This window comes from Saccharopolyspora rosea, from assembly GCF_025643595.1.
GTDB lineage: Bacteria > Actinomycetota > Actinomycetes > Mycobacteriales > Pseudonocardiaceae > Saccharopolyspora > Saccharopolyspora rosea.
Genome location: NZ_CP102826.1, coordinates 6270083 through 6295862, shown reverse-complemented (window position 1 = coordinate 6295862; position 25780 = coordinate 6270083). Strand labels below are relative to the sequence as shown.

2 protein-coding genes are annotated in these 25780 nt (G+C 75.7%); both read left to right on the top strand.

Going from position 1 to position 25780, the window contains the following annotated elements:
* Positions 1-79 precede the first annotated feature (79 nt).
* Positions 80-25027, top strand: a complete 24948-nt coding sequence (locus tag NV263_RS29280; RefSeq protein WP_263250046.1) for a hypothetical protein — start codon at positions 80-82, stop codon at positions 25025-25027.
* 91 nt (positions 25028-25118) lie between these two features.
* A complete protein-coding gene (locus NV263_RS29275; RefSeq protein ID WP_263250045.1) occupies positions 25119-25775 on the top strand; it encodes a type VII secretion system-associated protein in 657 nt (218 codons plus the stop codon).
* Positions 25776-25780 lie beyond the last annotated feature (5 nt).

Genomic DNA, 25780 nt, shown 5'->3' with positions numbered 1-25780 from the left:
TCCGCTACTGGCACCACCACGCAAAACGAGTGAAAAACCAAGCAGAGGTTCGCGCGGATTCGGGGAGGAGGGCGCGCGGATGGACTTCCAGATCGACCCGAAGTACGCCGACGCCTTCGCCGGTCTGACCGGGTCGCGCTGGCCCGAACCGGACGAGAACGCGCTGCGCGATCTCAGCCGCGAGTACAACGCGCTGGCCGGGGAGTTCAGCTCCATCGCCGACGAGCTGGCCACGTTCGTCCAGGCCGTCACCAACTCCGACTACCAGGGCGAGGCGGCGCAGGCGTTCGTCGAGTACGCCCGGCAGTTCATCACCCCGCAGTCCGGGCAGGGCGGCGACGCGAGTGCGGGGCAGTCGCAGGATCTGCCCGACACCGACAAGCCGCCGGGCAGCGGCCCGACCAGCCCGCGCCTGGCCGACGGCAACTCGCCGCTGGGTCAGGGCGCCCACGCCGCGGACCAGATGAGCAGGTTCCTCTGGAAGACGGCGGCCGACGTCGAGTACATGAAGATGCAGGCCATCGGCCAGCTGATCATCATGTTCATCGAGATCGCCATCGCGATCGCGATGGTGGTGCCCACCTTCGGCGCCTCGCTGCTGAACATCACGGCGATCCGCATCACCACCGCGGGCATCCTGCGGCTGGCCCTGCAACTGACCATCGCCACCATCATCTCGCTGGCGATGGAGCTGATCTTCGGTGCCGCGCTGGACGCGATCATCCAGAAGGTGCAGCTGGACTGGGGTGTGCGGGCGGTCAAGGACCCGGAGCTGACCACCTCGGCGTTGCAGAGCGCGGCGGTCTCCGGCGCCCTCGGCGGGCTGGCCTGGATGGGCGCCTCGGCGCTGGGCAACGTCGTCGCGAAGATGTTCTCCAAGCTGTTCGCCGGTCGGCTCGCCTTCCTGGGCACCGGGGCCCTGGGCCGCTCGCTGATGGACTTCGGCCAGCACGCCTCCGCCGCGGTGCGCGGGATCTTCCCGAGCAGCACGCGGGGACTCGGCGAGGCGCTGGGCAGTGCCACCAACCGGTTCGCCACGTACTTCCGCACCGGCTTCGGCGGCGAGTTCGCGCGCACCATGAAGGGCATCGGGCCCGGCGCGCTCGGCAGGCTCACCGCGAGTCCCGCGCTCAAGTTCGGCGAGCTGATGTCGGACGCGTTCGTCAAGCACCTCGGCGCCGGTTTCGCCCGCGAGTTCGGCGAGAACGCCGCCGAGGCCGAGGCGCGCAATGCCGCGCGGGAGTTCTCCGGCACGCTCACCCGCGACATCGGCAAGACCGACCTGCGGACGTTGCAGGACAACCTGGCCGGGGCGCTGGGCAAGTACCGGGGCGCCATCGGCTCGGAGACCTTCGACGCGCTCACCAAGCACTACCCGGCGACGCTGAAGGACGTCGGGGAGCGGTTCGGCAAGGACACCTGGCAGCGGGCCACCGTCGCCGCCATCGGCGGTTCGCCCGCCTGGGGCGTGCAGGGGTACCTCAGCGAGGGCTTCGGCAACATGTTCTTCGGGCCCGAGCACGAGTGGAAGGCGGACTGGTACAGCTTCACCGGCGGCGCGGCGATGGGCGTCGCCGAGCGGATGGGCGAGCACTTCGTCAGCGAACCGATCTCCGAGAAGCTGCACGAACAGCTGGCCCACATCCAGCAGAAATTGCAGATCAACGTGTTCTCCAAGCCGGTCGGGGTCTTCCCGCCCGACCCGGGAACCGGTTCGGACGCCGTCCCCGAGCCCCCGGCGGCCCAGGACGTGAGCACCGAGAGCGACTCGCCGGTTCCCGACGACCTGCCGGATCCGCTGGACTGGGACGCCGACTCGACCGCCGACGACACCCCGCTGCCGGGTGCGGTGCCGAACCCGGTCGCGCCGCCGACCCCCACCACCCCGACGGCGCCCGCGCCGGTACCGACCTCCACCGCGACCGCACCGCCGGGCGGCCACGGCCGCGGCACCAGCGCCGCGCCGCCACCGAGCACCGGCACCCGCCCGCCGCAGGACCCCGCACCGCGCCCGACCGAATCGAGCAGCCCGCCGCCGGACGACGAGCACCCGACCGCGCAGTCCGCCCCGCCGAGCGAACCGGCCCCGCTGCCGACCAGCAGCGGACCGTCCACTCAGGACCACCACGCCGAGCCGGTCCCGGCGGCCGAGCACCGGTCGGTGCCCACCGAGTCGGTGCGGCATCCACCGGCGCCGGCCACCGATCAGCCGCGCGACGCCGACCACCCGCCGCAGGTGTCCGAACAGGACGGTCACACCCGCACCGGTCCGGAGCACCACGACCCGACCTCGTCGGTCACCGACGAGCAGTGGGCCGGGCTCGGGCTGCGCCCGGAGCACCGGTCCTGGTTCACCGGTCTGGTCCGGCACGTCGACGCCGCGCAGGCCACCGGGTTCGTGGAGTTCCTGCACCACCGGGGCACCCCGGTGGCGGCGCTGACCGCCCCGCACGGGCGGGAGCTGGTCGCGGCCTGGCAACTCCGGCTGTCCCCGGACGACCTGGCGCACCTCCGGCAGCACGACCCCAGCCGGGTGCTGGGCCACGCGGAACTGGCCGCGCGGCTGGACCTCGACGTCGTCGACCGGCAGTTCCTGCCCGGGCACGTGCGCGCCTTCGACCCGGCGTCGGTGTCGGAAGCGCTGCACCACGTCGCCGAGCGCACCGGGGTGGACCAGCGCAGGCTCTGGCAGATCGCGTTGCGCGCCGGGGTGCACCCCGACTTCCTGGCGCTGACCCCGGACGCGGTCCGGCCGCAGGGCCGCACCGGGCAGGCGGAACTGGCCGAAGCCGCCCAGCTGGTGCTCGTCGAGCTCGGCGACCTGGCCGGTTCCGCGTCCGAACTGGGCGAGCGGTTCCCGACGGGCATCCCGTTCGGCGAGCCCGCTCGGCTGGCGGAACTGCTCGGCGTCGACCGGCGGCGGCTCGACCCGGCGCGGTTCCGGCCCGCGGACGTGCTGGACGTGGCGCGGACCGCGGGGGTCCGGCTCGGATCCGAGCGGATGGCGGCGCTGTTCGACTGGTTCGAGCAGCTCGGCCGGGTGCCCACCGAACTCGGCCGGATCGCCGGCGAAACCGGCGTCGCCCCGACCGAGCTGTGGCACTTCTCCCGCGTACTCGGGGTGCCGCCGGAAGGGCTGCGCTCCGTCGCGGGCGAGCTGCGCGGACGCGAGGCCGGGCAGCTGCTCGCCGAACTCGACGCGCACGGGGTGCGCCCGGCGGACGTGCCCGGGCTCTTCGACGGGTTGCGCGACGCCGGGATCGAGTCGCACCGGTGGCGGGACTTCGCCGACCACGTGCGGGAACACGGCGTGGCGCGGATCGAGCAGGCCGCCCGCGACTGGCTCGACGCGCGCACCCGCACCGAGCAGGAGTGGTCCGACCAGGACACCCGGATGCACGTCGCGGTGCGGCTGGGCCTGGACCCGCACGCCCTCGACCTGCTCGACGCCGACGTGCTGAGCGGACGGGCACCGAGCGGCACCCGCTTCCGGCACGCGGTGCTGGCCGAACAGGTCCGCGCCGGCCTGGCCGAACACGACCTGCGCCCCGAGGACGTCGCCGCGTTCCACGGCTACGCGCGGCGGTTGACCCGCGCCGACCTGGCTGCCTTCCGTACCTACCTCGACGAGCACGGGCTCGGCGTGGCGGGCGCGCGGGCCGGCAACCGGCTGCGGCACGCCTACCGCGACGCGCGGTCCGGCCGGGTCGGCGACATCCTGGTGCGCCCCGAGCGGCACCGGCTCGGCCCGCTGTTCGCCGCCTGGCGGGTCGGTGCCCGGCCGGGCCAGCTCAAATCCCGCGACCTGCGCCGGATGGCCGAGCACATCGACCGCACCCGGGCCGACCGCGCCGCGATCGACCGGCTGCGCGAGTTCGCCCTCCGGTGGCGCGCGGGCGGCGTGCCGGAGGAGTACTGGCGGGCCGCCGAGCGCTGGGGCGTCGAGCCCGGCTCCGCGGCCCAACGGCTGGAGGCGGACGTGCCCGCGAACCTCCGGTTCGGCTGGCTCGGCGAGGTGCCACCGGGCCGTCGGGAGCGGACCCGGGTCACCGAGCAGACCCTGGCCCGCTGGGAGCGGATCACCGGGGTGCGGCGGACCGACCTGGTCCACTTCGGACGGATCCCCGAACTCGGGCCGGGTGAGCTGGCCAGTTTCCGCCGGTACCGGGACGCGCACCGGCTGCGCTCGGGCAGCGGGGCGGTCCGGCGGTGGTGGCGGCACCTGGAAGCCGACGCCCGCAGCAGCGCGACGGTGCAGTGGCTGCACGGCCACCCGGAGTTCGCCGAACTGCGCGCCCGGCCGTGGTTCGAGGCCGAGCACGCCGCCGCGCGGCTGCGCGACCTCGCCGAGAACCACGGGCTGGACACCCACCGCCTCGCGCAGCTGGCCACGGCGCTGGACCGCGTGCCGGACGAGATCCCGGACCTCGCCCGGCACGCCGAGCTGCCCGCGGACGCGGTGCTGGCGGCCGCGGCGGAACTCGGCGTCGACCCCGACCCGTTGACCGCGGTGTTCGGCGACCGGCTCCGGACCTCGAAGTCCCTCGACGAACTGCGCGACCTCGCCACCGCGCGCGGGCTGCGGACGGCTGGCGACTGGGCTCGGGAAGCCGCCCGGACGTCCCAGCAACCGCCCGGTTCACGGGAACCCAGGATCAACGGCGCGCTGCCCGAGTACCGGGAGACCCCGGCCGACGGCGAGCGGACGCTCGACGCGGGAACGCACGCCCCGGAACCGGCCGAGCGGTGGCGGGTCCCGGACGCGGCGCGGGGGATCGCGGCGCGAGTCGGTGCGCGCGACCCCGAGCACCTCCGCCCGCTGTTCCCCGCGTTGCGCGACGTCGAGCGGTTGCGGCGGCTCGCCGACTCCCCGGAATCCGCGTCCCGCCAGGACATCCGGTCGGTCGCCACCGAACTCCACCGGTCCTTCCGCACCGGGCGCCAGGAGCTGCGGTGGGCCATGCGGCGGACCGCCGGGGTGGCGCAGCTGCCCGAGGCGCACCGCCGCCGGTTGCTGGCGCTGGCCGAGGTGGCGGGCCGCGCCGGCCGGTCCGCGCTGGAGGGCGTGCTGGCCGGACTGCGGGAGCTGGGCACCTCGGACGTGCCCGCGCTGCCGCGAGCGGGCCTCGACCGGCTGGTCCGGGACCTCGACGACCTGCTCCGGCTGCACCGCCTCGAAGAACGACTGCGCGGCATCGGCAGCGACCCCGCGCCCACCGCCCGGTTGCGCCGGCACGGCGCGGACATCCGCGCGGTCGCCGACGCGCTCGGGGAGCGGGTGGCCCGCGACGTCGACGACATCGCCACGCTGCTGGGCTTCGACACCAGGGCCCAGCGCGAGCGGCTGTTCGAGTTCCTGCGGCACCTCGACGAGTTGAGCCCGAGCCCGCAGGCCCGCGCGGCGCTGGGCTGGCTGTCGTCGCTCGGACCGGACCGGCTGCGCAGCCTGCGCGGCGCGAGCAACCCGCAGGCCGACGCCCTGGACCTGATCGCCTCCGGGACGTTGCGCGCGGAAACCCCGGAAAGCCCGGCGGCGTTCCGGCGCGTGCTGACCCGGATCGCCTCCGACCTGGTGCACCACCAGGGCGGCCCGGTGCGCGCCGACGACGTCCGCGCGGCGCTGCGCAGCGACCTGGCCGCGCTCACCAGGCTCGCCGACGGACTCGGGCTGGTGCCGCACGACGGCGCCCTGCTGCGCTACGCGCTGCGCGTCGGCCGGGTCCCGGTCGAGCTGCGCGACATCGCCGATCGGTACGGAATCCCGCCCGGGCAGGCGGGTTTCCTGGTCGGCATCGCCACCGGGTTCGAGCTGCGCGACCCCGGCCTGCTGGACGTCTTCGGCACCCGGCTGCGGGTCGCGGGTGAGCACGCGGGCGCGACCGAACCGCAGCGGGCCTGGGCGCTGCTGGCGGACTGGCGCGCCGACCTGGAGGTCCAGCTGGAGGCGTTCGGCCTGCTCGGCGCCGGGACGACGCCGCGCGAGCGGTTCGGTCCGCTGCTCGAACTCGCCGCGCACGGGGTCCGGTTCGACGAGCTCGACGCCTTCCAGCAGTTCCGCAAGCACCGCCCGGACCGGCCGCTGGCCGACCAGGTGCAGTCGTGGCGGCTCGCGCAGCGCAGGGCCGCGGGCGAGCAGATCGGGTCCCGCGACCTCGACGAGCTGTTGGGCGTCGAACCGCGGACCGGGCCGTTCCGCTCGCTGGGCGAGCTGCTGGGCCCCCCGCGGCACGGCGAGATCCGCGACCTGGCCGAGCGGCTCGCCGTCGAACCGCGACGGCTCGCGCAGCTCGTGGAACTGCCCGGGTTCGACCCGCACGCGCTGCTGGCGCACGCCGACGCGCACGGCTTCGACGCCGAACGCCGCTGGGCGCTGACCGAGTTCGGCCCCGCGAACGGCCTGACCAGCACCGAAGCCCTCGCCCGGTTCGCCGCCGCGGAGCGCGCCGGAACCCTGTTCACCCCCGAAGCCGTGCAGCGGCTGATCGAGGTCGGGCAGCGGATGCTGCCGAAGCGGGACCCGCTCGACGACGACGGCTGGCTGCACCACGACGAGGAAGTCCTGGCAGGTCTCGAACGCGGCGAGCCCGGCGCGGCGCTGTCCGACCGCGGCGCCACCCACCGGGACACGTCGTGGATGCGACCGGACGACCCGCTGTCCCCGGACGACTGGCGCCGGTTCCGCGACCGGGCGCCGGTGACCCGGGTGCGGACGACCCGCTACGCGGTCAACCGGGCCGTCACCGGACTCGACCGGATGCGCCCGGCCAACCGCATCGACGGGCCGATCAGCTACGACTTCCGCCGCATCGAGGTGAACGGGCGGTACGTCCAGGAGTACACGCACGTCGTGCACCTGGTCCACGAGGGCGATCCGGCGCTGCGGGACGTGCACCTGCGGCTGGCGCGCGACGGGGTGCGCCGCGCGGTCGACGCGATCTACAACGGCGGCCACCGGACGATCAGCGGCGACCAGTTCCACGTGAACGTCGAGTTCACCGACGACCCGGCCCGGGCGCACGCCGCGGTCACCGTCTCCACCCGGCCCACCGACCAGCGCAACTGGCACATCCGCGACCTGGCGAGGGGGCGCCGCCCGGCGCACGAAATCGGCCACTGGCTGGGACTCGTCGACGAGTACCCGGGCGGTCGGCTCGGGGACTCCGCCTTCTCCCGGACGGCGGGCCCCGGCGGACGCCTGGCGGGCGGCGTGCGCGGACGGGTCCACCAGGACGGCAGCGTGATGGGCGCTCGGCCGTCCGACCCCGGTTCCGGCCTGCGCCCGCGGCACCTGGTGCAGATCGAACGCGTCGCCCGGCTCTCCGGTGCCCTGCAAGGACTTCCCGGTGACCGGTTGATCGAGGTCGAACCGGGGCGCGGCCAGTCGGCCCCGCGCCTCGTGCGGCACCTGGCGACGAACCTGTTCCGCCGCGACCGCGCGGCGACGCCCGACGCCCCCGAGGCGTTCGAACTGCCGCCGCTGGACATCGGGAACCGCGACTTCGAGTCGGTGCTCACCGAGTACGACGGGCTGCCGCTCGACGACGAGGACCCGCGCCCGATCGAACTGGAAATGGACGGCGCGATCAGCCGCACCGCGTCCCTGCTGCCTTCGAGCGGCATCTGGGACGGCACGCCCCGGGCGTTCGGCCGCGACCACGGATTCCCGCTCGCCGACCTCCTCGTGGCGCGGCTGGCCGAGTCCGGGGGACCCGACCTGGGCGAGCGCGGCGCGGCCGGCCGGGCGGTGCGCGACCAGCTCAACGAGATCATCGCGCGCAAGAACGAGATCGGACTGCTCCAGGCGCTCTCCCACGGCATCGGGCTGCGGGTGCCGCACGGCGACGGCCACCGGAACCTGCACCTGCGGTTGACCTCCCGCCGGATCCGCAAGCTGTTCCTCACCGACGCCGCCGCGGCGGCGGCGCTGCCGACGCAGCGGTCCAAGCAGGAAACCGCGCCCCGCACCGTCACGTCCACCACGCGGACCCGCCGGGGACCGGCTACGAGCGTGATGGGCGGTGTGCTGCACGCCGGATACCAGGCCGCGAGCCTGGCCACGCTCAACCTGCTGGGCCTGGTCGGGTTCGGCGTGGGCGGGGCCCGCGCCGACACGACGGGCAACCGGTTCCTCAAGGTCAGCGTCGAGCACAACGCCAAGCACACCAAGTCCCCGCGCGTGTTCGCGGTGGACTTCGACCTGACCTGGGGGCTGGGCCGCGAGCGCGGGGGCGATGTCGCGCTCGGCAGACCGGTCCGCCTCGTCTACCCGGAGTCCGCGCTGAACTCACCGGACGCGGTGGGACCCCAGGTTCGCGGGCGCCGGCCCGTGCGGATGCCCGCCGAGCTGTTCCACCTCGTGGCGGGCGTGGAGACGTTCGCGGTGGGACGACTGCACGGGGAGGCGCTGTCCCGGCTGCCCGAGTCGGTCAGCCCCGAGATGCGGGCGAACGTCGCCTACACCATCAGCCAGGCCCGGCTGGAGGAAGGCTCGATCGAGGGCCTGGTGCAGGGCAACACCATCAAGCACACCCGCACCGACCCCCGCTCGCGGCACCGCTGGTTCTCGCTGTCCCACACGCGGCCCGAAGAGCTGAAGGTGCGCCACGCCAGTCTGCTGCGCGGCTACCAGCGGATCGGCGCACCGCGCACCGACGTGTCCACGACGGACACCTCCCGGCTGGTGTCGGAGAACCAGTGGAGCAAGGCGGTCGGAACCTCCGCGCAGCTCAAGATCCGCTTCCGGGGCCTGGTCGACACCGGGGAGTCGGGCCTGGACACCGCGGTCCAGATCGGTCCCGTCGTCGAGCCGGTGAACCTGGGCAGCTCGCACGGGATCGAGACCGGTTTCGGCGAGTCCGGCACGAACAAGGACAAGTCCGGCGAGTCCGAGGGCGCGTTGCTCTACCGGCTCGACGTCAGCCAGCGGGTGACCGGCTACCACCGGCCGGAGCGCGTGAGCGAGTCCCGGGCGATCGAGGCGTTCCACACCGACGGCGCGGTGTACGTGCTGGTGCGGCGGGAGGACGTCGCGGAGTTCGAGCAGGTGCTGGACCGGGCGCTGGAGGAAGCGGGCGACGACGTCGGCGACACCCGCCCCCGCCCCGTCCTGCCGGAGCGGGCGGCGCGCAACGAGGACGCGCGCTCGGTGCCCTCGCCGGCGAACCTGCTGGACGTGGTGGACGGCGCGCAGCAGCTCGTCCAGCGCAGGCGGGTCCCCGGGTCGGAGCGCATCGCCGAGCGCGCGCTGGCGGAGATCAGGCAGCGGCTGCGCCACGACGGCGTCGACCTCGACCGCGTCGACTGGTCCGAAGTGGACGAACAGCTGCGCGCCCTGGACCCGCCGAAGCTGCTGGAGAACCTGGAGGCCATCACCCGCCACGGCGGCCACACCGTCCGCGTGGCGGCGGGGCCGCGGTGGTACGAGTTCACCGTCTCCGGCGACTTCGGCGGCGTCGTGCCGGGTTCGCACGTCCGGCTGCGCAACGACGCCACCTTCAGCTACACCCGCACCAGCGGGTGGGACTGGTCGGGCTCCACCGTCGGCACGGCGGGCGCGGGCACCTCCCCGGCGACGCTGTACCTGCGCACCGCGCTGCGCCCGGACGGGCAGGGCAGCCGCTCCTACCTGGGCTTCACCGCGGGTCTGCAGGCCCGCTGGGAGCGCGGTCGCGCCGAACGGGTCGGTGGCAGCGGCGAGACCGGTTACCGGCAGCGGTTCACCGCGCCCGCCGACCAGTTCCGCCGCGAGCTGCGGCTGAGCCTGGAGGTCACCGACCACGGCCGCACCGGCGGCCTGCGGGAGTCCGTGCAGGCGGCGTTCCAGCACCAGGCGGAGCCGTTCGCCGGGCGGCCGCAGCGCGTCGACGCCGAAGTCGAGTACCGGCTGCCGCGGGCGCTGACCGAGATCGGCGACGGGAGGTGGCGCCCCGGCCGGATCGTGCCGCGGGACGAGCACGACGGGCCGCTCGGGGAGCCCGTGGACATGCGGCGGGCGTTCGCCCTCGCGCTGCCCGACCTCGTCGCGGCGGACGCGGTCCACCGGCCGCGCGTCGGAGCCCGCGGCCGGTGGGGCCGCGTCCAGGACGCCTGGGACCGGTTCACCGACCTGTTCCGCTTCCCCGCCGACGCCGCACCCCGGGAACCCGCGCGCGAACAACCGCTGGTCACCGTCCTCGACGCGGCGTTGCGGGATGCGCAGGGCAGGGCCGCGCAGGGCACCAAGTACGGCGGGCGGACCACGTTCCGGGCCGCGCTCGACCCGGACTGGTTCCGCGCGAACCTGGCGGGCGCGTTCCGCGAGCCGCGGGTCCTGGAGGGCACGAAGGCGGGCTGGATCTTCGATCGCGTGCAGCGCGCCGGGATCCAGCTGGAGGTGCACAACGAACGGTTCCTCCACGAGGGACCGACCATCCAGCTCGACCTGATCGACTCCGTCGGCACGTCGGTGGCCGACGGGCCGGTCCGCAGCCAGGGCGTGGACGGCGCGCTCAACTTCCTCTACGGCGCGGGCACCGTCGGCCCGACGCTCGGCTACCAGAGCGCGTCGAGCGAGCAGGCGTCCCGGTCCGGGTCCAACAAGCGCACCGCCGTCCGGCAGCAGGTCCCGACCCGCCTCTACACCGGCGACCTGGTGGTCCGGCTGCGCGCCGACGCGTGGCAGAACCTGTTCGGCCAGCCCAACGTGCACTGGAGCTGGCCCGCCTACCCGAAGGGCGTCAGCACGGACGTCGTCGAGCTGGTGATCCCGAACGGCGTGCTCTACGGCAAGCCGCGCGAGCCCGAGCCCGGCCCGAGCACGCCGCTGCCCGCGGCTCACCCGCTGGTGCGCGACACCGGTTCCGGGACCGACCACGACGTCGTGGTGACCGACTTCGAACTGGACCGGCAGCAGGACGCGGCGCGCGAGCGGCACCCCGAACCCGACGGGCAGCGGGACGCGGCTCCCGCGCGGCGCCCGAAGCTGTCCGAGCTCGCCGCCGCCGCGCTCGCGGACGCGGAGGCGGCGCCGTCCGAGGGCAGGCGCGCCAAGAGCAAGCTCTTCCCCGGCTGGCGGCCGGCCCGCGACCGGAACACCCCGGCACCCCTGGTCGACGCCCAGCGGGTGCTCGCCGAGCTGGACACCGAGGCGGGCTGGCAGGAACTCGTCGACGGCGGGTTCACCCGCACCTTCGGCCGTTCGGCGTGGTTCGGCACCAGCACGTACGAGTTCCAGGCGAAGTTGCGGCCCACCGGGGACGGCGAGGTCGTCGGTGGGCCGCCGCGCCGCCGCGGCGCGTCGTCCGAGGTCGAGTCGACCGCGGGCGAGGAGATCGCGACGGCCCGCAAGTTCAAGTTCAGCGCCGCGCTCAACGTCGGGCCGTTGTTCGCGGGGCAGAGCCCGGACACCTCGCTGGGGACGCCCGGCGTCCCGCCGCCGCGCTACGACCGGACCTACCAGGCGGTCAACCACCGGACGGACAACAGCGGCTACGTGCAGACCCGCACCCGCACCGACGACCGCGTCGACGTGCGGGTGCCGGTCGAGGTCGAGTTCACCGTGCGGAAGGTCAAGAAGCCGCCGCTGCTGCTGTCGACGCTCTCCGACGGCCTGCTGGGGGCCTCGACCTACCGCAACACCGACCGGCGGGAACTGGAGATCCGCGGCGTGCCCCGGCGGGTCACCGGCCGCGTCACGCTGAACGCGCTGGCCGACGCCGTGCGCGGGCGGCACTACGGCACGCAGGCCGATCCGCGCGCGAACCCGGACGACCCCGCGTGGCGGGAGCGGGCGGAGCGGGTCACCGAAGCGGCGCGCGAGGCCCGCTCGTTCCGGATCGCCAAGGAGTTCTTCCCCCGCGAGGGCGATGCGCCGCGCGACGTCGAGACGATGCTCGACCGCATCGTCGACGCGGTCGCGGAGTCCCGGCCCGCCGCCGGGCGGTTCGCACCGGTGGAGCCGCACCGCGTGCGGCGCCTGCTCGGGCGCGGGACGCCGGAGCGGCTCCGGCTGCGGGCGGCGGTGTCCGCCCTGGTCCAGTCGAGCGCCGAGCACGGGACGCTCGGCGGGGACGACACCACCCTGGTCTTCCGGATCGCCGACCGCACCCGGTCGATCAGCTACCGCGTCCGGCTGCGGCGGGTGCTGGCCGACCCGAGCCCCGTCCAGTCGTGGCGGTCGGCCACCGTCGAGGACAAGTGGGGCGAACGCCGGACGGAGGCCGAACTCCAGCTCGCCGACACCTCCTTCACCGCGGGCCTGGCTCCCGAGACCTGGCAGAGCCCCGCCTACGTGGGCCCGGTGGAAGGGGGCCTGACCAGGGGGACCGGCACCGCGTCCGGGTCCCGGCTGACCACTCGCCTGGAGGGCAAGACCAAGACCCGCGGCGACAACTGGAACCGGTTCCTCGCCGACTCCGCGTTCCTGGTCGACGTGGACAGCGCGAAGTGGCCGTCCGGCGGCAGCTGGGGCAGCGCCCACCGGAGCGCGGTGCGCGGTCCGACGGTGCTGTTCGACGTCCGGGAATCGGAGGCGGCGGCGTTCCGGCGGGGCCCGGACGACACGGCGGGCCCGGACGACCTCCCGACGGCGCTCCGCAGGCGGGTGCGGTCCCGGCTGGACGACGCGGAACCCGCCGTCCAGGCCGCTCCCGAGGAGGACAGGGCGGGTCCGGCGTGGGACGCCGTGGCCGCCCGGCTGGGCGTGCGGTCCGACTCGCTGGCTCCGCTGGCCGGCGACGCGCCGCTGGAGCAGGCCGTCCGGCTCCGGCTGGACCGCGGCGAGGACGAGGTCACCGCCTGGGCGGCGGAGATCCGCAGGCGGTTGGCCCCGTTCGGCCTGCGGCCCGAGGACGTCGGCGCGCTCGCGGCGCTCCCGCCGCTGGCGGAGCTGGCCGAGCGGCTGCCCGAGTTCGGCCTGCGGCCCGAACACCTGGGCTGGCTGGTCGATGCGCTGCCGTCGCCGACCGCCGATGACCTGCGGGACTTCGGCGCGTACCTCGGCGGCCACCGCACCACCGGGACGAGCCGCCGCGGGGGCCTCGACCTGGTGGCCGGGTGGCGCTGGGGCGTGCCCGCGGACCAGGTGCGCGAGCTCGGCGGCTGGCAGCCGGGCAGGCTGGCCGAGGTGGTCGGGCTGGCCGAGCGGACCGGGCTGGACTTCGCCGAGCTGCGCCCGCTGGTGCAGGTCCGCGACGTTGCACCGGCCCGCGGGTGGGATCCGACCGACCTGGACCTCGACGTGCTGGCGCAGGACCTCCCGGCGGTGGCCGAGCGGTTCGACCTCGCCGAGGACGTGCTGCTGCAACTGTCCGTCCACACCGGACTCCAGCCCAGCGTGGTGGCGCTGTTCCTGGACTCGGTCGGCGACCGGACGGGCCCGGACGAGGCGTTCGCCGGGCTGGAGTCCGAGGTCCGGGGATGGTTGGACGCCCTGCCCGCGGACGTCGCCGCACGCGTGCTGGCGCGGGGCGTGCCGTTCGGGCAGCGGGCCCGGACGCCCCGCGGGCGCGTCGACCTGGAGCACCTGTTCGGGCTGGCGCGGGGCGAGGCGGAGCAGCTGGAACCGTGGTTCCGGCCGGAGGTGGCGATCGACGTCGCGCGGGACCTCGACGTCCCGCCGCACCTGGTCGGACCGCGACTGCTGCCCTGGTTGCGGCACGAGGGGATCCGGGACCTGGAGCGGATCGGCGGGACCACCGAACACGTGCTGCGGGACGTCGTCCGGCACGACCTCCGGCCGGAGCAGGTCCTGGCGGCGCTGGGCGAGCAGGCCGACCGCACCTACGGGGAGTTCGTCGAGGACTTCGCCCGCAGCATCCAGCGGTTCGCCGGGCCGTTCGGGCACGGCGGCGAGCGGATCCGGCGGGCCGACGTCGCGCGGCTGGTCGGACTGCTGGCCCGCAGCGGGCTGCCCGCCCGCACGTGGCGCGGATTCGTGCAGCGGTTCCGGGCCGGGAATCCGGGCGCCGACGCGTTCTCCGCCCTGGTCGAACGGCTCGGCCGCTGGGCGGATCCGCGGCAGCAGCAGGAGGCCGCCCGGCGCCTGGGCGTCGTGCTGGCCCGGGGCCGCGCGGTGGTCCCTCCGCGGGTCGACGAACTCCTGCAGGAGCGGCCGGTCGCGGACCTCGTGCAGCGGCGGGTCCTCGCCGCCTTCGCCGGCGAGCGCTTTCCGTTCCAGGCGGTTCCGGCGGTGCGGCTCGCGGTGGCGATGCGGTTCGGCATCGAACCGCACGCGCTGGACACGGTCACCTGCCCGGCCTACGGGCGGATCGACGAGCACGCGGACGCGACCCTGGTCGACCAGCTGGTGGAGCGCATCACCGCGACCCTGCACCGGTTCGGGATGCAGCCGCGGGACCTGCCCGCGTTCGCCCGCCACGGCGTGCCGGTGGAGCCGGAGCAGCTCGCCGGGTTCCGCGACTTCCTGCGGCGGTACGGGCTGACCCCGCAGCAGGCCGCGTCGATGCGGCTGCACCACGCGGCGCGCTTCGCGCGCTGGGTCGACTCGGCGGGCTCGGCCGAACTGGCGGACGTGCTCGCGAACGTCGAGGTCATCCCCGAGGACGGGGAACCCGTCGACTCGCCCGAGCAGCTGCGGGAGCAGCTGGCGCTGTCCCCGCCGGAACTCGCCCGCTTCCTGGACGACGTGGACGAGGCCGGGCTGTCCCGGCACCTGCCGAGGCACTCCTGGCAGCACCCCGACGACCACGCACTGGAGCCGTGGGTCGCGGCCTGGCGGGACCCGTCGGCGGCGCCCTGGCTCGACCAGCTGCCCGAAGCACCCCCGGACGGCGGCGACCGGGACCCGTTCGGGTTGGGGGAGCCGGTGCAGGTCGGCGGGGCACCGGTCGGCACCGGCCGCGGGGCGAATCCGCCGGTGGATCGGGATCCGTTCGGGCTGGCTGAGCCGGCCGAGGTCGACGGAGCATCGTTGAGCACCGCCGACTCCGCGCCGGACGCCCGCGAAGAACTCGCCCGGCGGCTCGACGTGGCGCCGGAGGTCGTCGACCTGCTCGGCGAGCCCGCGACCGCGGCGGAGCTCGACCACCGGGAGCGGGAGATCCGCGCGGTGCTGGCGGAGCACTCGATGCGCCCCGGCGACCTCGCGGCCTTCCAGCACCACGTCGACCGGGTCGACGCCGCCGTGCTGCGCGACTTCACCGCCTACCTCGCCCGGCACGGGCTGACCGTCGCCGGTGCGCGCTCCGGCCGAGCCGGACATCTGGTGCAGGGCCTGCGACGGCTGCGGTTGCCGGCGCGCCCGGGGCACGTCCTCGTCCGCCCGCGCCGCCACCGGCTGGAACCGCTGGTCGCCAGCTGGCGGCTCGGGCTGCCGCCGGGCTCGCACGGCACCGAGCACCTGGTGCGGATGTCGCGCACCGCCACCCGGCTCGGACTGCGCGCCGACGAGATCACCGAGTTCGCCCGGACGGTGCCGGAGGACCTGCCGCGCGCCGCGTGGAACGCCGCGCAGCGCTGGGCGCTGCACCCCCAGGACGTCGTCGTGGCGTGGGACCTCGCGCGGCACAACGGCATCGTCGACGCGCGGGTCCTCGCCGCCGCGAGGCGGTACGGCATCGACCGGCTCCCGCGCACCCGGCTGGCCGAAGCCCTGGCGCTCAGCGACGCCACCGGACTGCCGCCCGACGCGGCGCTCACCCGGCAGCGCGACGACGACGAACCCGCCGTCCAGGCCGCCCCACCGGAGGAGGACGGCGCGTCGGCGGTCGCCGAGGTGGCGGCGGGCCTGGACGTCCAACCGGCGGACCTCGACCTGCTGGCCGCGGATCCCGCCGTCGCCGAGGCGGTGGCCGACCGGGTGCGGCGCGGCCAGCACGAGGCCGCCGCCCTGCGCGCGGTGCTCGACGACCGGCTGGCCGCCTACGGCCTGGCGGCCGACGAACTGGGCTGGTTCGTCGAACTGCGCGGCGACCGCTCCGACGTCTTCGAGGCGGTGGACGAGCGGCTGGCGGGGCTCGGCGTGCACCCGGCGGTGCTCGGGCGGCTGCACGCGCTGCTGCCCGGCAGCGGCCGGGAGTTCCTGGACGGGGTGCGCCCGGCGGTCCAGGAGTGGCGCGGCCGGTTCGGGCTGGGCGACGACCAGGTGTCCTGGTTCCTCGGGCTGGTCCCCGCGCCGGGCTTCTCGGACGCGCTGCACGTTCGGTTGGCGGAGTTCGGGGTGCGCCCGGAGCGGCTCGGCCGGTTGACCGACATGTCCGCAGCGGACCCGGCCCGGGTGTTCGACGACCTGCGCGCTCTGGTGGACGGCTTCCGGCTGCCCCGGCGCGCGGTCGGTTGGCTGCTCGACGAGCTGCCGTCACCGCAGCGGCGGCACGTGGCCGAGTTCGCCGAGTACGTGCGCCGGGCGGGACTGGGCCCGGACGAGATCACCCACGAGACGGCGGTCGCCTGGCGGCTGGGGCTGTTCCCGGAACAGGCGGCCGCGCTGTCGGAGCTGCCCGGCCGCGCGCTGTTGGTCGCCGAGCACGGTGCGGGGCTGTCCCCGCGGGACCGCCAGGAGATGTTCGACGCCGGATTCGACCTGCACGAGGTGGCGCGCGACGTGCCCGTCGTGGCGCGCGAACTCGGTCTCCCGGAGGACGTCGTGCTGCGCACCGCCGTCCACGCGGCCGAGCACCCGAGCTGGCTGGTGCTGGACCGGCGGGCGGTCCGAGCGGGCGCGCAACAGCTCGGCAACCCGGACGACTGGCCACCGCAGCGGGGCGAATCCCTCGCCCACCGGGCGGTCCCGCTGGGTGAGCGGGCGCGCACCCCGGAGGGCGAGCGGGAGCTGGCGGAGCTGTTCGGCCTGGACCCCGAGCTGCTGACCGCGCTGCGGCAGCAGGAGTTCAGGATCGAGGACGCGCTGAGCGAGCTGTGGGTTCTGAACATCTGGCCCGGCTCGGACGAAGGCCGCCGCTACCTCGACTGGTTCGTCCACATCGGACGCGTGTTGGTGGTCGAGGGAGTCATCCGGCTGGCGCAGGAGGCGCAGCCGGAAGGCGCGCAGGGCAGGGGGGTCGCGGAGCTCGTCACGCGCATCTACGAGGCCGCCATCCGGCTCGCCGCCCGGCCCGAGCAGTTGCCCGCCCCGCTGCTGGCGGAACTGCGGGAGCAGCCGATCGAGCACGTGCTGGCGGACTTCCGGACGATCGCCGGCGTCCCCGCCGCCGACGCGGTCCGGTTCGCCGAACTGCTCCAGCACCACGGGGTCGACGCCGGGCAGTGGCGCGCGTTCGCCGAGCGCGCCGGAGCGTCGGCGAACCTGGCCGAGCCGCCGCACTTCGACGCGGCGCTGGAGGTGTGGAACGCCGCCGCGCAGGAGACGGGCTCCGACGGGTTGTCCAGCGCGGATCTGCTGCCCGACGACCGGACGTCCGACGAGCCCCCGCCCGCCGCCGCGGCCCCGTCGCCCGACGACCGGCCGACCGGCGCGGCCCTGTTCGCCGACACCGCCCAGCGCGACGCGGTCGCCGCCGCCCTGCGGGTGCGCCCGGAGGTGCTCGACGACCTGGCACCGGCGATGTCCCCGCAGCGGGGGTCCACCGCGGACATCGTCCGCGGCATCGGCCGGACCCTCGCCGAGCACGGGATGCGCCCCGGTGATCTGGAGGCGTTCGCCGGGCAGGTTCGCGACCTGGGCCCCGAGCACCTGGCGGATTTCGTCGCCTACCTGCGCGCGCACGGGCTGACCGTGGCCGGCGCGCGGGCCGGCCACCGCTTCGGCCACCTCGCGCACAGCGCGCTGCGCGGCCGGATGCCGGGCGACGTGCTGGGCGTGCTGCGCCGCCCGAACCGGCACCGGCTCGCGCCGCTGGTGGCGAGCTGGCGGCTCGGGCTGGCGCCGGGCGAGCGCGGCACCCGGGAACTGGTGTCCTCGGCGCAGTGGCTTGCCGCGCACCGGACGTCCTCGCCCGACCACGTGGCGAGCGTGCGCGACCTGTTGCGGGACGGACTGCTGACCCCCGAGGTGCACCGCCTGGCGCAGCAGTGGGACACCCCGCTCTGGGACGTGGTCGACACCTTGGAGTACGCGCTGCGCAACGGCGTCGACCTGGACGCGATCACGCGGCTGCGGGAAGGCGAGCACCGAACGCGGTTCGGCACGACCGCGGACCTGGCCCGCTTCCTGCACGCCGCGGACCAGGCGGGCGCCCCGCCGGACCGCGCGTTGCACTGGGCCGACCGCTGGCGGGTGCCCGTGCCGGACGTGCTCGACCGCTACGCCCAGCTCGCCGAACACCGCGAGCAGTGGGAGAGCGCGGGGCTCGGGCACGCCGACGAGGTGCTCCACCTGGCCGACCGGTGGCCGGTCGTCCCTGGCCTGCTGCCTGCCGACGTGGCGCTGCGGTCCCTGGAGCTGTCCCGGGACGCGGGCGTGCCGGTGGCCGAGGTGTGGCGCACCGCCCAGCGCTGGGGGACCAGCCCGGAGGACATCCGCCGCGTCCACCGGGAACTCCACGACCAGCACGGCGAGCAGGGCGTGTCCGCGGCGCTGCGCATGGACCTGCGCGGCGTCGGCCGCGACGAGCTCGCGAACTTCGTGCGGGAGAACCTCCGCCGCTGGCTGCGCGTCGCGGGGTTCGACAGCAGGCAGGCCGGGGCGCTTCACCGGGTGCTCGACGCGCTGCCGGTGGCGGGCCCCGGCGAACTGGCGGCCCTGCGGGCGCACCTGGGGCGGCGGCCCGCCGACGTCTCAGCAGTCCAGCTGCGCGCCTGGTGGGAGGGACTGCGCGCGGAAGGCGGCAGCGCCGAGGCACGCGGCTGGTGGTCCGAGCACGGCGACGCCGAACTGTCCGAACAGGACTGGTTCGACGCGGAGCGGGACGTGGCGCGGATCCGGCGGCTGGTCGGCGAACACGGCCTCGACCTCGGTCACGTCCTGCGGTTGACCGGCGCGCTGCGCCGGGTTCCGGACGAGATCCCGGCAGCCGCCGCCTTCTACGAACTCGGCCCCGGAGGACCGGCTCGGTTGCTGGAGCTGTCGGCCGAACTGGGCGTGGAGCCGCTGAGCGCGGCGGCGCTGTTCGAGGGCGACCTCGGCAGCTTCCCGCCGCGCAAGTTCCTGGACCGGGCGCGGGAATTCCTCCGCCGCGAAGGACTCGTGGCCCCAGCGGACTTCCTCGTCTACTTCACCCGGCACGACGGGCACCCGCAGGGAGTCCGCGGGCGGGCGTACCGGGCGGACGTGCCCCCGCACTACCGGGGATCGGCCCGCCGGTCCGAGCGGGTCCTGGCGCAGCGGATGCCGTCCCCGCCCGGCTACCCGGACCGGGACGCCCCCGCGGAACCGCAGGGACCGCCACCCGACTACCCGCGGCCGTTCGACGCACCGGCCGCCACGTTCGAGGGCGAGTCGGCGGCCACCCGGCAGGCGGTGGAACTCGCGGTGCGGGAGCTCGGGTTGGCCACGCCCGAGCAGCTGCGCCTGCCGTTCCTGGACGTGCTGCGCGACGCCGAGGACCCGATGCGGGTGGTCGACGACCTGCGCGACGTCGCCGCGCTGGCCGGTTTCTCCGACGCGCCCGCGCGGCAGCGCCTGTTCGACCTGCTCGCCAACCTGATCGCGAACGAGGTGGTCACCGAACCGTTCTCGGTGCTGCACAGCCTGGGCACCGAGACCGACCACGACCTGCTCGCCGGGATCCGCTCCCTGGACCGCCCGGTGCTGCCGTTCGGCCTGGACTGGACTCCGTGGGCCGGTGCCACCGCGCTGGACGGGCCGGAGGCCCACCGCGCCGCGCTGCGGGCGCTGCGCGCCGAGATGCTGCGCATCCGCGGCGTGGACGACGTCGGGAACGGCAGGCTGCCCGAGCTGGTGCAGCTGGCCTTCGAGTTCCGCGCGCTGGACGTGCTCCCGCTGCTGGCCGAGTGGACGACCCAGCGCGGCGGCGTGCCCGGCGAACTGCGGACGGTGGCGGAGCGGTTGGGCGTGGCGCCGGAGCAGGCTCCGCTGCTGCCGGTGCTGGACATCTTCCTGGGGTTGCCCAACACCACCGACCTGCTGCGGCTCGGACCGGAACTGCGCGACTTCGTGCTGCTGACCGGCTCGCCCGATGCGCACGGCTTCGTCCCGACGGCGGATCGGGTCCTGCAGTGGTTCTCCGCCCCGGACGCGCAGCGCGGCGCGGAGACCTCCGACGAGGTGTGGCACCAGCAGCTCCGGGTCCTGGAGTGGCACGGCGAACTGGCGGACTTCGCCGAGTTCCGCCGCATCGGTGGCGCCAACGCCGTCTTCATCGCCGAGACGTGGTTCGCGCTGGCCGACTCCGGGGTCCGGCTGGACGAGCTGGCCCGGTTCCACGCCTTCGCGCGGCCGCGGTGGACGCCGGGTGCTCTCGCCGATCCGGACGCGTTGCGCGGCGCGGTGCGCGCGTGGCGGGCCGACCAGCTGGGCACCAACCCGGCGCGGCTGCACCGACTCGAACGCGACCCGGGGTTCCGGGCCGGACTGCTGGTCCGCTACGCCGACGAGCGCGGACTCGGCCCCGCGGCGCGGCGCGCCCTCGTCGCCCACGCCGGGGCCGCCCAGCTGGCCCCCACCGCGCAGGCTCGGAGCACCGAGGCCCAGCTGCGGGAGCTCGACGACCAGGGCCTCGACGAGTGGACCGCCGACACCGCCGACCGGCTCGGGATCTCCGCGGACCGCCTCCGCGCGCTGGACCCGCGCGGCGGCTACGACATCGCCGACGTGCTCGGCGCCGGTCGCCTCCTCGGCATCGCGGAGCGCGACGAGCGGATGCGCGCGCTGCTGGAGTTCGCCGAGGCGGCGGGTGGCTTGCCGCACGACGTGGCCGCGATCGCCGCCGAACTGCCGGGCTGGTTCGCGGCGCGGACCCAGTCCACCGAGGTGCACGAGCTGACCGCGGTGGACCGGCAGCTGCTGCGCGTCCTGCTCCCCGACGCGGGAGGGGACGAGGAGCTGGTGGCGCGGGCCTGGGTGCACGGCCCGGCGCTGCGCGTGGGCCTGCGGGGCCGCGACATCCGGTCGCGGGTCGTGCTCGCTGCGCTGGACGCGGGCATCCGCCGGTCCCCCCGCTACGACGGTGGCCCCTTCGAAGTCCAGGTGGCGCGGCTCCCGGCCGGGGAGTCGTTCGAGACGCCCGCGCCGTGGCACACCGGCGAGCAGGGCGGCTTCCGGGTGGTGGTCATGCCCCCACCAGGCGGTTTCCGCCACGCGCACCTGGTCACCGCGCCCGGCGGGCGGTCCGAGGTGGCGGTCCCGCGGGGCACCCGCTTCGTCGTGCTCGACCGGCGCCGGGACACCGCGGGATGGCCCGTGGTGCGGGTCCAGGAGGCACCGGACGACGGCCGCGCCGAGGAGAGCGCCACCGCGACCCCGGAGCCGCCCGAGGCCGACGAACCCGCCGTCCAGGCCGCCCCGCCGGAGGACGACAGCACCGGATCCGACCCGTGGCTGGACGCGCTCGTCCCGGACGCCACCGCGGACCAGCCGTCCACCTCGACGGGCGAGCGGGACCTCGACGAGCAGGCGGACGTGCTCGTCGCCGCGCTCGCCGACGCCGCACTGCCCGACCCGCGGCCCACCGGCGTGCTCCGCGAACCCGACCTGTTCGGCCTCCACCGGCCCCGCCCGGCCCCGGACTTCCTGGCCGGGCACGACCACTCGCGGCTCACCGCGGGCCAGTGGGTCGACCTGCTGGGCAAGCTCGACCTGCGGCGCCCCCGCCCGGACCGCGACGACCTGGCCCCGCAGCGGCTCACCGACCACGCCGACCAGGTGCTCACCCGCGAGATCACCGCCGCGGAGCGGAACCAGGCCGGGGGCGTGCCGCTGCCGGGGCGGTGGGAGCTGCCGAAGGTGCAGTTCCTCATCCGGCTCGGCGGTCCGCTCGGCCCCGCCGACGCGCACGCGCTGGGCGGGTCCGTCGCGAGGACCCGGCGGAACCTGCCGGGCGTGCGGCCGGTGCTGCTCACCGACGTCCCCCGGGAGCACGTCGAACGCGCCCGGGCCGAGGCGAACGGCACCTCCGACGTCGCGCGGATGCTGCGCTGGGCGCGGGACAACGACGTCGCGCTGGTCAACGTGCACGAGCTGTTCCACGCCGACCACGCGATGCCGCACCAGGAGGTGTTCCTGGCCGAGCTGGCGCGCGGCAGCGAGCGCAGTCGCGCCGCCGACCTGCTGCGCATGGCGGTGCTGCGGCGGATCGGCGGTATGTCCGATGAGGACGGTCGGCTCTCCTGGGACGAGGTGACCGCGTACTTCGCCTCCGCCGCGGTCCCGCAGAGCGCCGGTCTCGGCACCGCCCTCTCGCTGGCCCGCCACCACCCGTACGCCGACTCCTTCTTCGACCGCCTCGCCGCCGAGCACCGCGACCGCGCGGCGGGGGCCGGCTCGCCACGACCGACGACGCACGCCTGGCCGGCTGCCGGGCGCCGACCCGTGGTCCGCACCGACGACGTCGAGGGCACCCTCGCGTTGACCTGCGGCGCGGTGCAGACCCTGGTCGCCCACCTGGTCAACCGCGGCGGCGAACTGCGCCTGATCGCGGTCGCGGAGATGGTGCGCCGGCACGAGAACCCGGCGCTGATCTGGACCGTCGTCCTCAGGTACCTGTCCGGCCTCCCGCAGCGCCGGTTGGTCACGCACGTCACCGACGGCAGGCGCGTGCTGCGCGGCCGCGAGGTGGTCGAGGAGCGGGTCGACCTGCCGGAGCAGGCGCGGCGGTTGCTGCGCCACCTGCCGGGACCGGAGCGGCACCACCTCGGCGAGTTCAGCCGCCCCGCGCGGCTGTGGTCCACGGCGGACGAGGACGCGCCGCCCGCGTCCCAGGACCGCCGCAACGTCGTCGTCGCGGGCTGGCGCGAGTTCTTCCGGCGGCCGTCCGGGGACTACCTGCCCGGCCACCTCCGCCGCAGGCGGGTGTACTTCCGGGCGGACCAGGCGCAGATCCGGCCGCTGGTGCGCGAGGACGGCGTGGTCCTCGGGGTGTCGCTGGCGACCCGTCCGAGGGACGTCGAGAGCAGCGACCGGTACGCCGCGACCGCCTACCGGCAGGACCTGGAGCACGTGGCCGAGCAGCCGGGAGATCCCCGCGCGTCCCGCTCCAGGCCGGCGCAGTGGGCGGCGGCCGGGCAGACCCGGGCACCGCTGGCCGTCAACACGCACGGCAACGACCGCTCCTTCCTCGTCGAACTGCCCGCCGGGGAACGGGTCCGCGTCGACGGGCGCGTCTTCGCCGACGTGCTCGCCCGCTCGCGGGTGTTCCGGCGGGCGTTCGACGAACACCAGCCGGAGGCGATCACCCTGATCTCCTGCCACGTCGGCAGGCGGCCCGGCACGGGCGGCGCCGGCCACGAGTTCCACCGCGCGTTGCGCGACACGTTCGTCGGCGCCCGGCCGGTGTACGCCCCGACCGGCAAGGTGTGGATGCGGCCGGACCCGAACGGGGCCTCCGCCGTGGTCCTGGACGCGCAGCACCACTGGCGGCGCTTCGGCTCCCGGCTGCCCAGGCCCGCGTTCGACGACGTGGCGCGCGGCTACCAGGCGCTGCTGTCCTCGACCCCCGGGCTCGCGCTGCCCCCGGCAGCGCTGCGCTCGCGCTTGCACGAGATCGGGCGGCTCGCCGCCGGCGGGCGGATCGAGGACCACAGCGCGGACGTGCTGGGCTCCGCGCGGGTGCGCGAGGCGCTGACCCGAGTCCACAACGAACTGGAAGCGCTGCCACCGCTGCGGCGGCGCAAGCTGGTCGCCTTCGTCAACGACGCGGTGCTGGCGGCCTCGGTGGTCCCGGTGCGGGAAACCCGGCACGGGGTGCTGCGCAGCACGTGGGACCACCGGACGCCGCTGGGCTTCACGCACGCCTACCGGCGGCAGACGTTCGAGGTCCTGTCCGCCGACCGGCTCGCGGCGGTGCTGCGCGACATCGCGGGCGGCCTCGCGCGCGGCGCGGACCCGTTCGAGGGCGGCGCGCTGGCCGACCTCGACTACCGGGCCAGCGCTCCCGCGACCGAGCGCATGGCCCGGTTGTCGCTGCTCAACGTGGCGCGCGGGACCCGCGGCGAGCTGACCGGGGACCCGTTCTTCCAGGACCTGCTGAGCAGTCCGCTGCTGGGCGAGGCGATGTACGCCGCGAGCGGGCACGAGGAGCAGCGGTTCCTCAACACCTGCGTGGCGGCCTCGGTGAACCAGGACGTGCTCACCAAGGTGCCCACCATCGCCGGGCTGCTCGTCGTGGGCCGGGCGGTCGCCGACCGGGTCCAGGCCGCGGTGCGGGACGGGGACCGGCTCGACCGGCGGATCGGCGGACGGCGGACCGTCCGCGAACTCGTCGACGCCCGGGTGGCGCAGGCAAGGGAGGAGTTCGACCGGATCCGCGCCGAGGGTCAGGACCTGGTCCGGTCGGCGCGCGCCGGGCGGTTGCGGCCGGAGCAGGCGCGCCAGGAGCTGACCGCCCTCACCGGTCGCTGGGGCCGGACGATGCAGAAGCTCGCCGCGGTCGCCGACCTGGCCGACGATCCGCCGGTGCTGACCCGCAAGCGGGTCGGCGGCTCGTTCGTGGCCAGCGGCCTGCTGGCGCTCCCGCTGGCCGTCGACCGGTTCTCCCGGCGCGCGCGGGGAATCCCGTCCGGCTACGCGCGGCTGGTGAGCGAACACCTCGCGGCACCCGTCGCGCTGCCCGCCGCGCCACTGGCCCCCCGGCTGCGCGGCGCCGCCGGCCGCGAGGCGTTCTGGCAGCAGGTCCACCGGTCCGGCGGAGCCCTGATCAGCACCGGAAGCTCGGCGCCGCTGCTCGGGCACCAGCTGTACGTCCGCGCCGTCCGGCAGCACGGCAGGAAGGTGTTCGCGCTCGGCAACCCCATGCAGACCGGCTACGACCACCTGGACCTGCCGTCGATGGCCCGCTGGGCCGAGAAGTGGGACGCCGAGGTCTCCTACGCCCACCTGCCCGACGTGCCGGAGAACGCGCCGAGCCCCCGCGAGGACCGGAACCAGGCGGCGTCCGCGCGGCCGCTGCCGGACCGCCTCGCCGAGTGGGTGCGGCAGCGGGGCCCGCACCGGCCGGACCAGGAACCGGAAAGCTGACAGCTGTCGTCGTTCCGGATGGCGGCGCCGGTTGCGAGACCGCTCCGGAAATCGAGTTCAACGACGGGCACTGACGAACCGGAGGCAGGCGATGCGGGAAGAGGACTGGGTCGCGGCGCTCACCGCGGGTGGTGCCGAGGCGGTCCCGGAGGACGAGCCGTCGGCGGACGTCCCGGCCGCGGACCACGGCGAACCGGCCGCGGACCGCGGCGGATCCGGATCGCACGGCGACCGGTGGGTCTTCCTCCCCGACCCGGCCTGGCCGGCGGAGGAGCGCGGCGCGCCGCCGCTGGAGGCCGTCGTCGGCGGGTGGCCGGTCGCGGCCGACGGCACGACCGGCGCGTTCGTCCCGAACCCGGACTACGCGCCGTCCGGACCGGACTCGCCGACCGACCCGGTGGACGCCGTGCTGCGGCTGCTCGCCGACGACCGCGCGGACGTCGCCGCGCTCGCGGGCGCGCTGCGCGAGGCCGAGCTGGGCGTGGCCGTGGACGTCGACGGCAACCCGGTGCTGGCACCGTCCCCGGACGACGTGCCGTGCGTGCTCGCGACCACCGCACCCGCGCGGCGGGCGGCCGTGCACGCCGACGCGTGGGAGGTGGTCACCGCCGCGGAGCTGGCCGGGACGCTGCCGGCGGAGGGCGTCGACGTGCTGCTCAACCCCGGTTCCCGGACCGCGACGCGGCTGGTGGCCGGCGCGTTCCGCGACGCAGTGCTGACCACAGTGGACGAATCCACAGTGGAATGACGAGG

Bases quoted from the DNA above. Each gene is read 5' to 3' on its own strand.
- NV263_RS29280 (WP_263250046.1), top strand. From the start codon at position 80: ATGGACTTCCAGATCGACCCGAAGTACGCCGACGCCTTCGCCGGTCTG.
- NV263_RS29275 (WP_263250045.1), top strand. From the start codon at position 25,119: ATGCGGGAAGAGGACTGGGTCGCGGCGCTCACCGCGGGTGGTGCCGAG.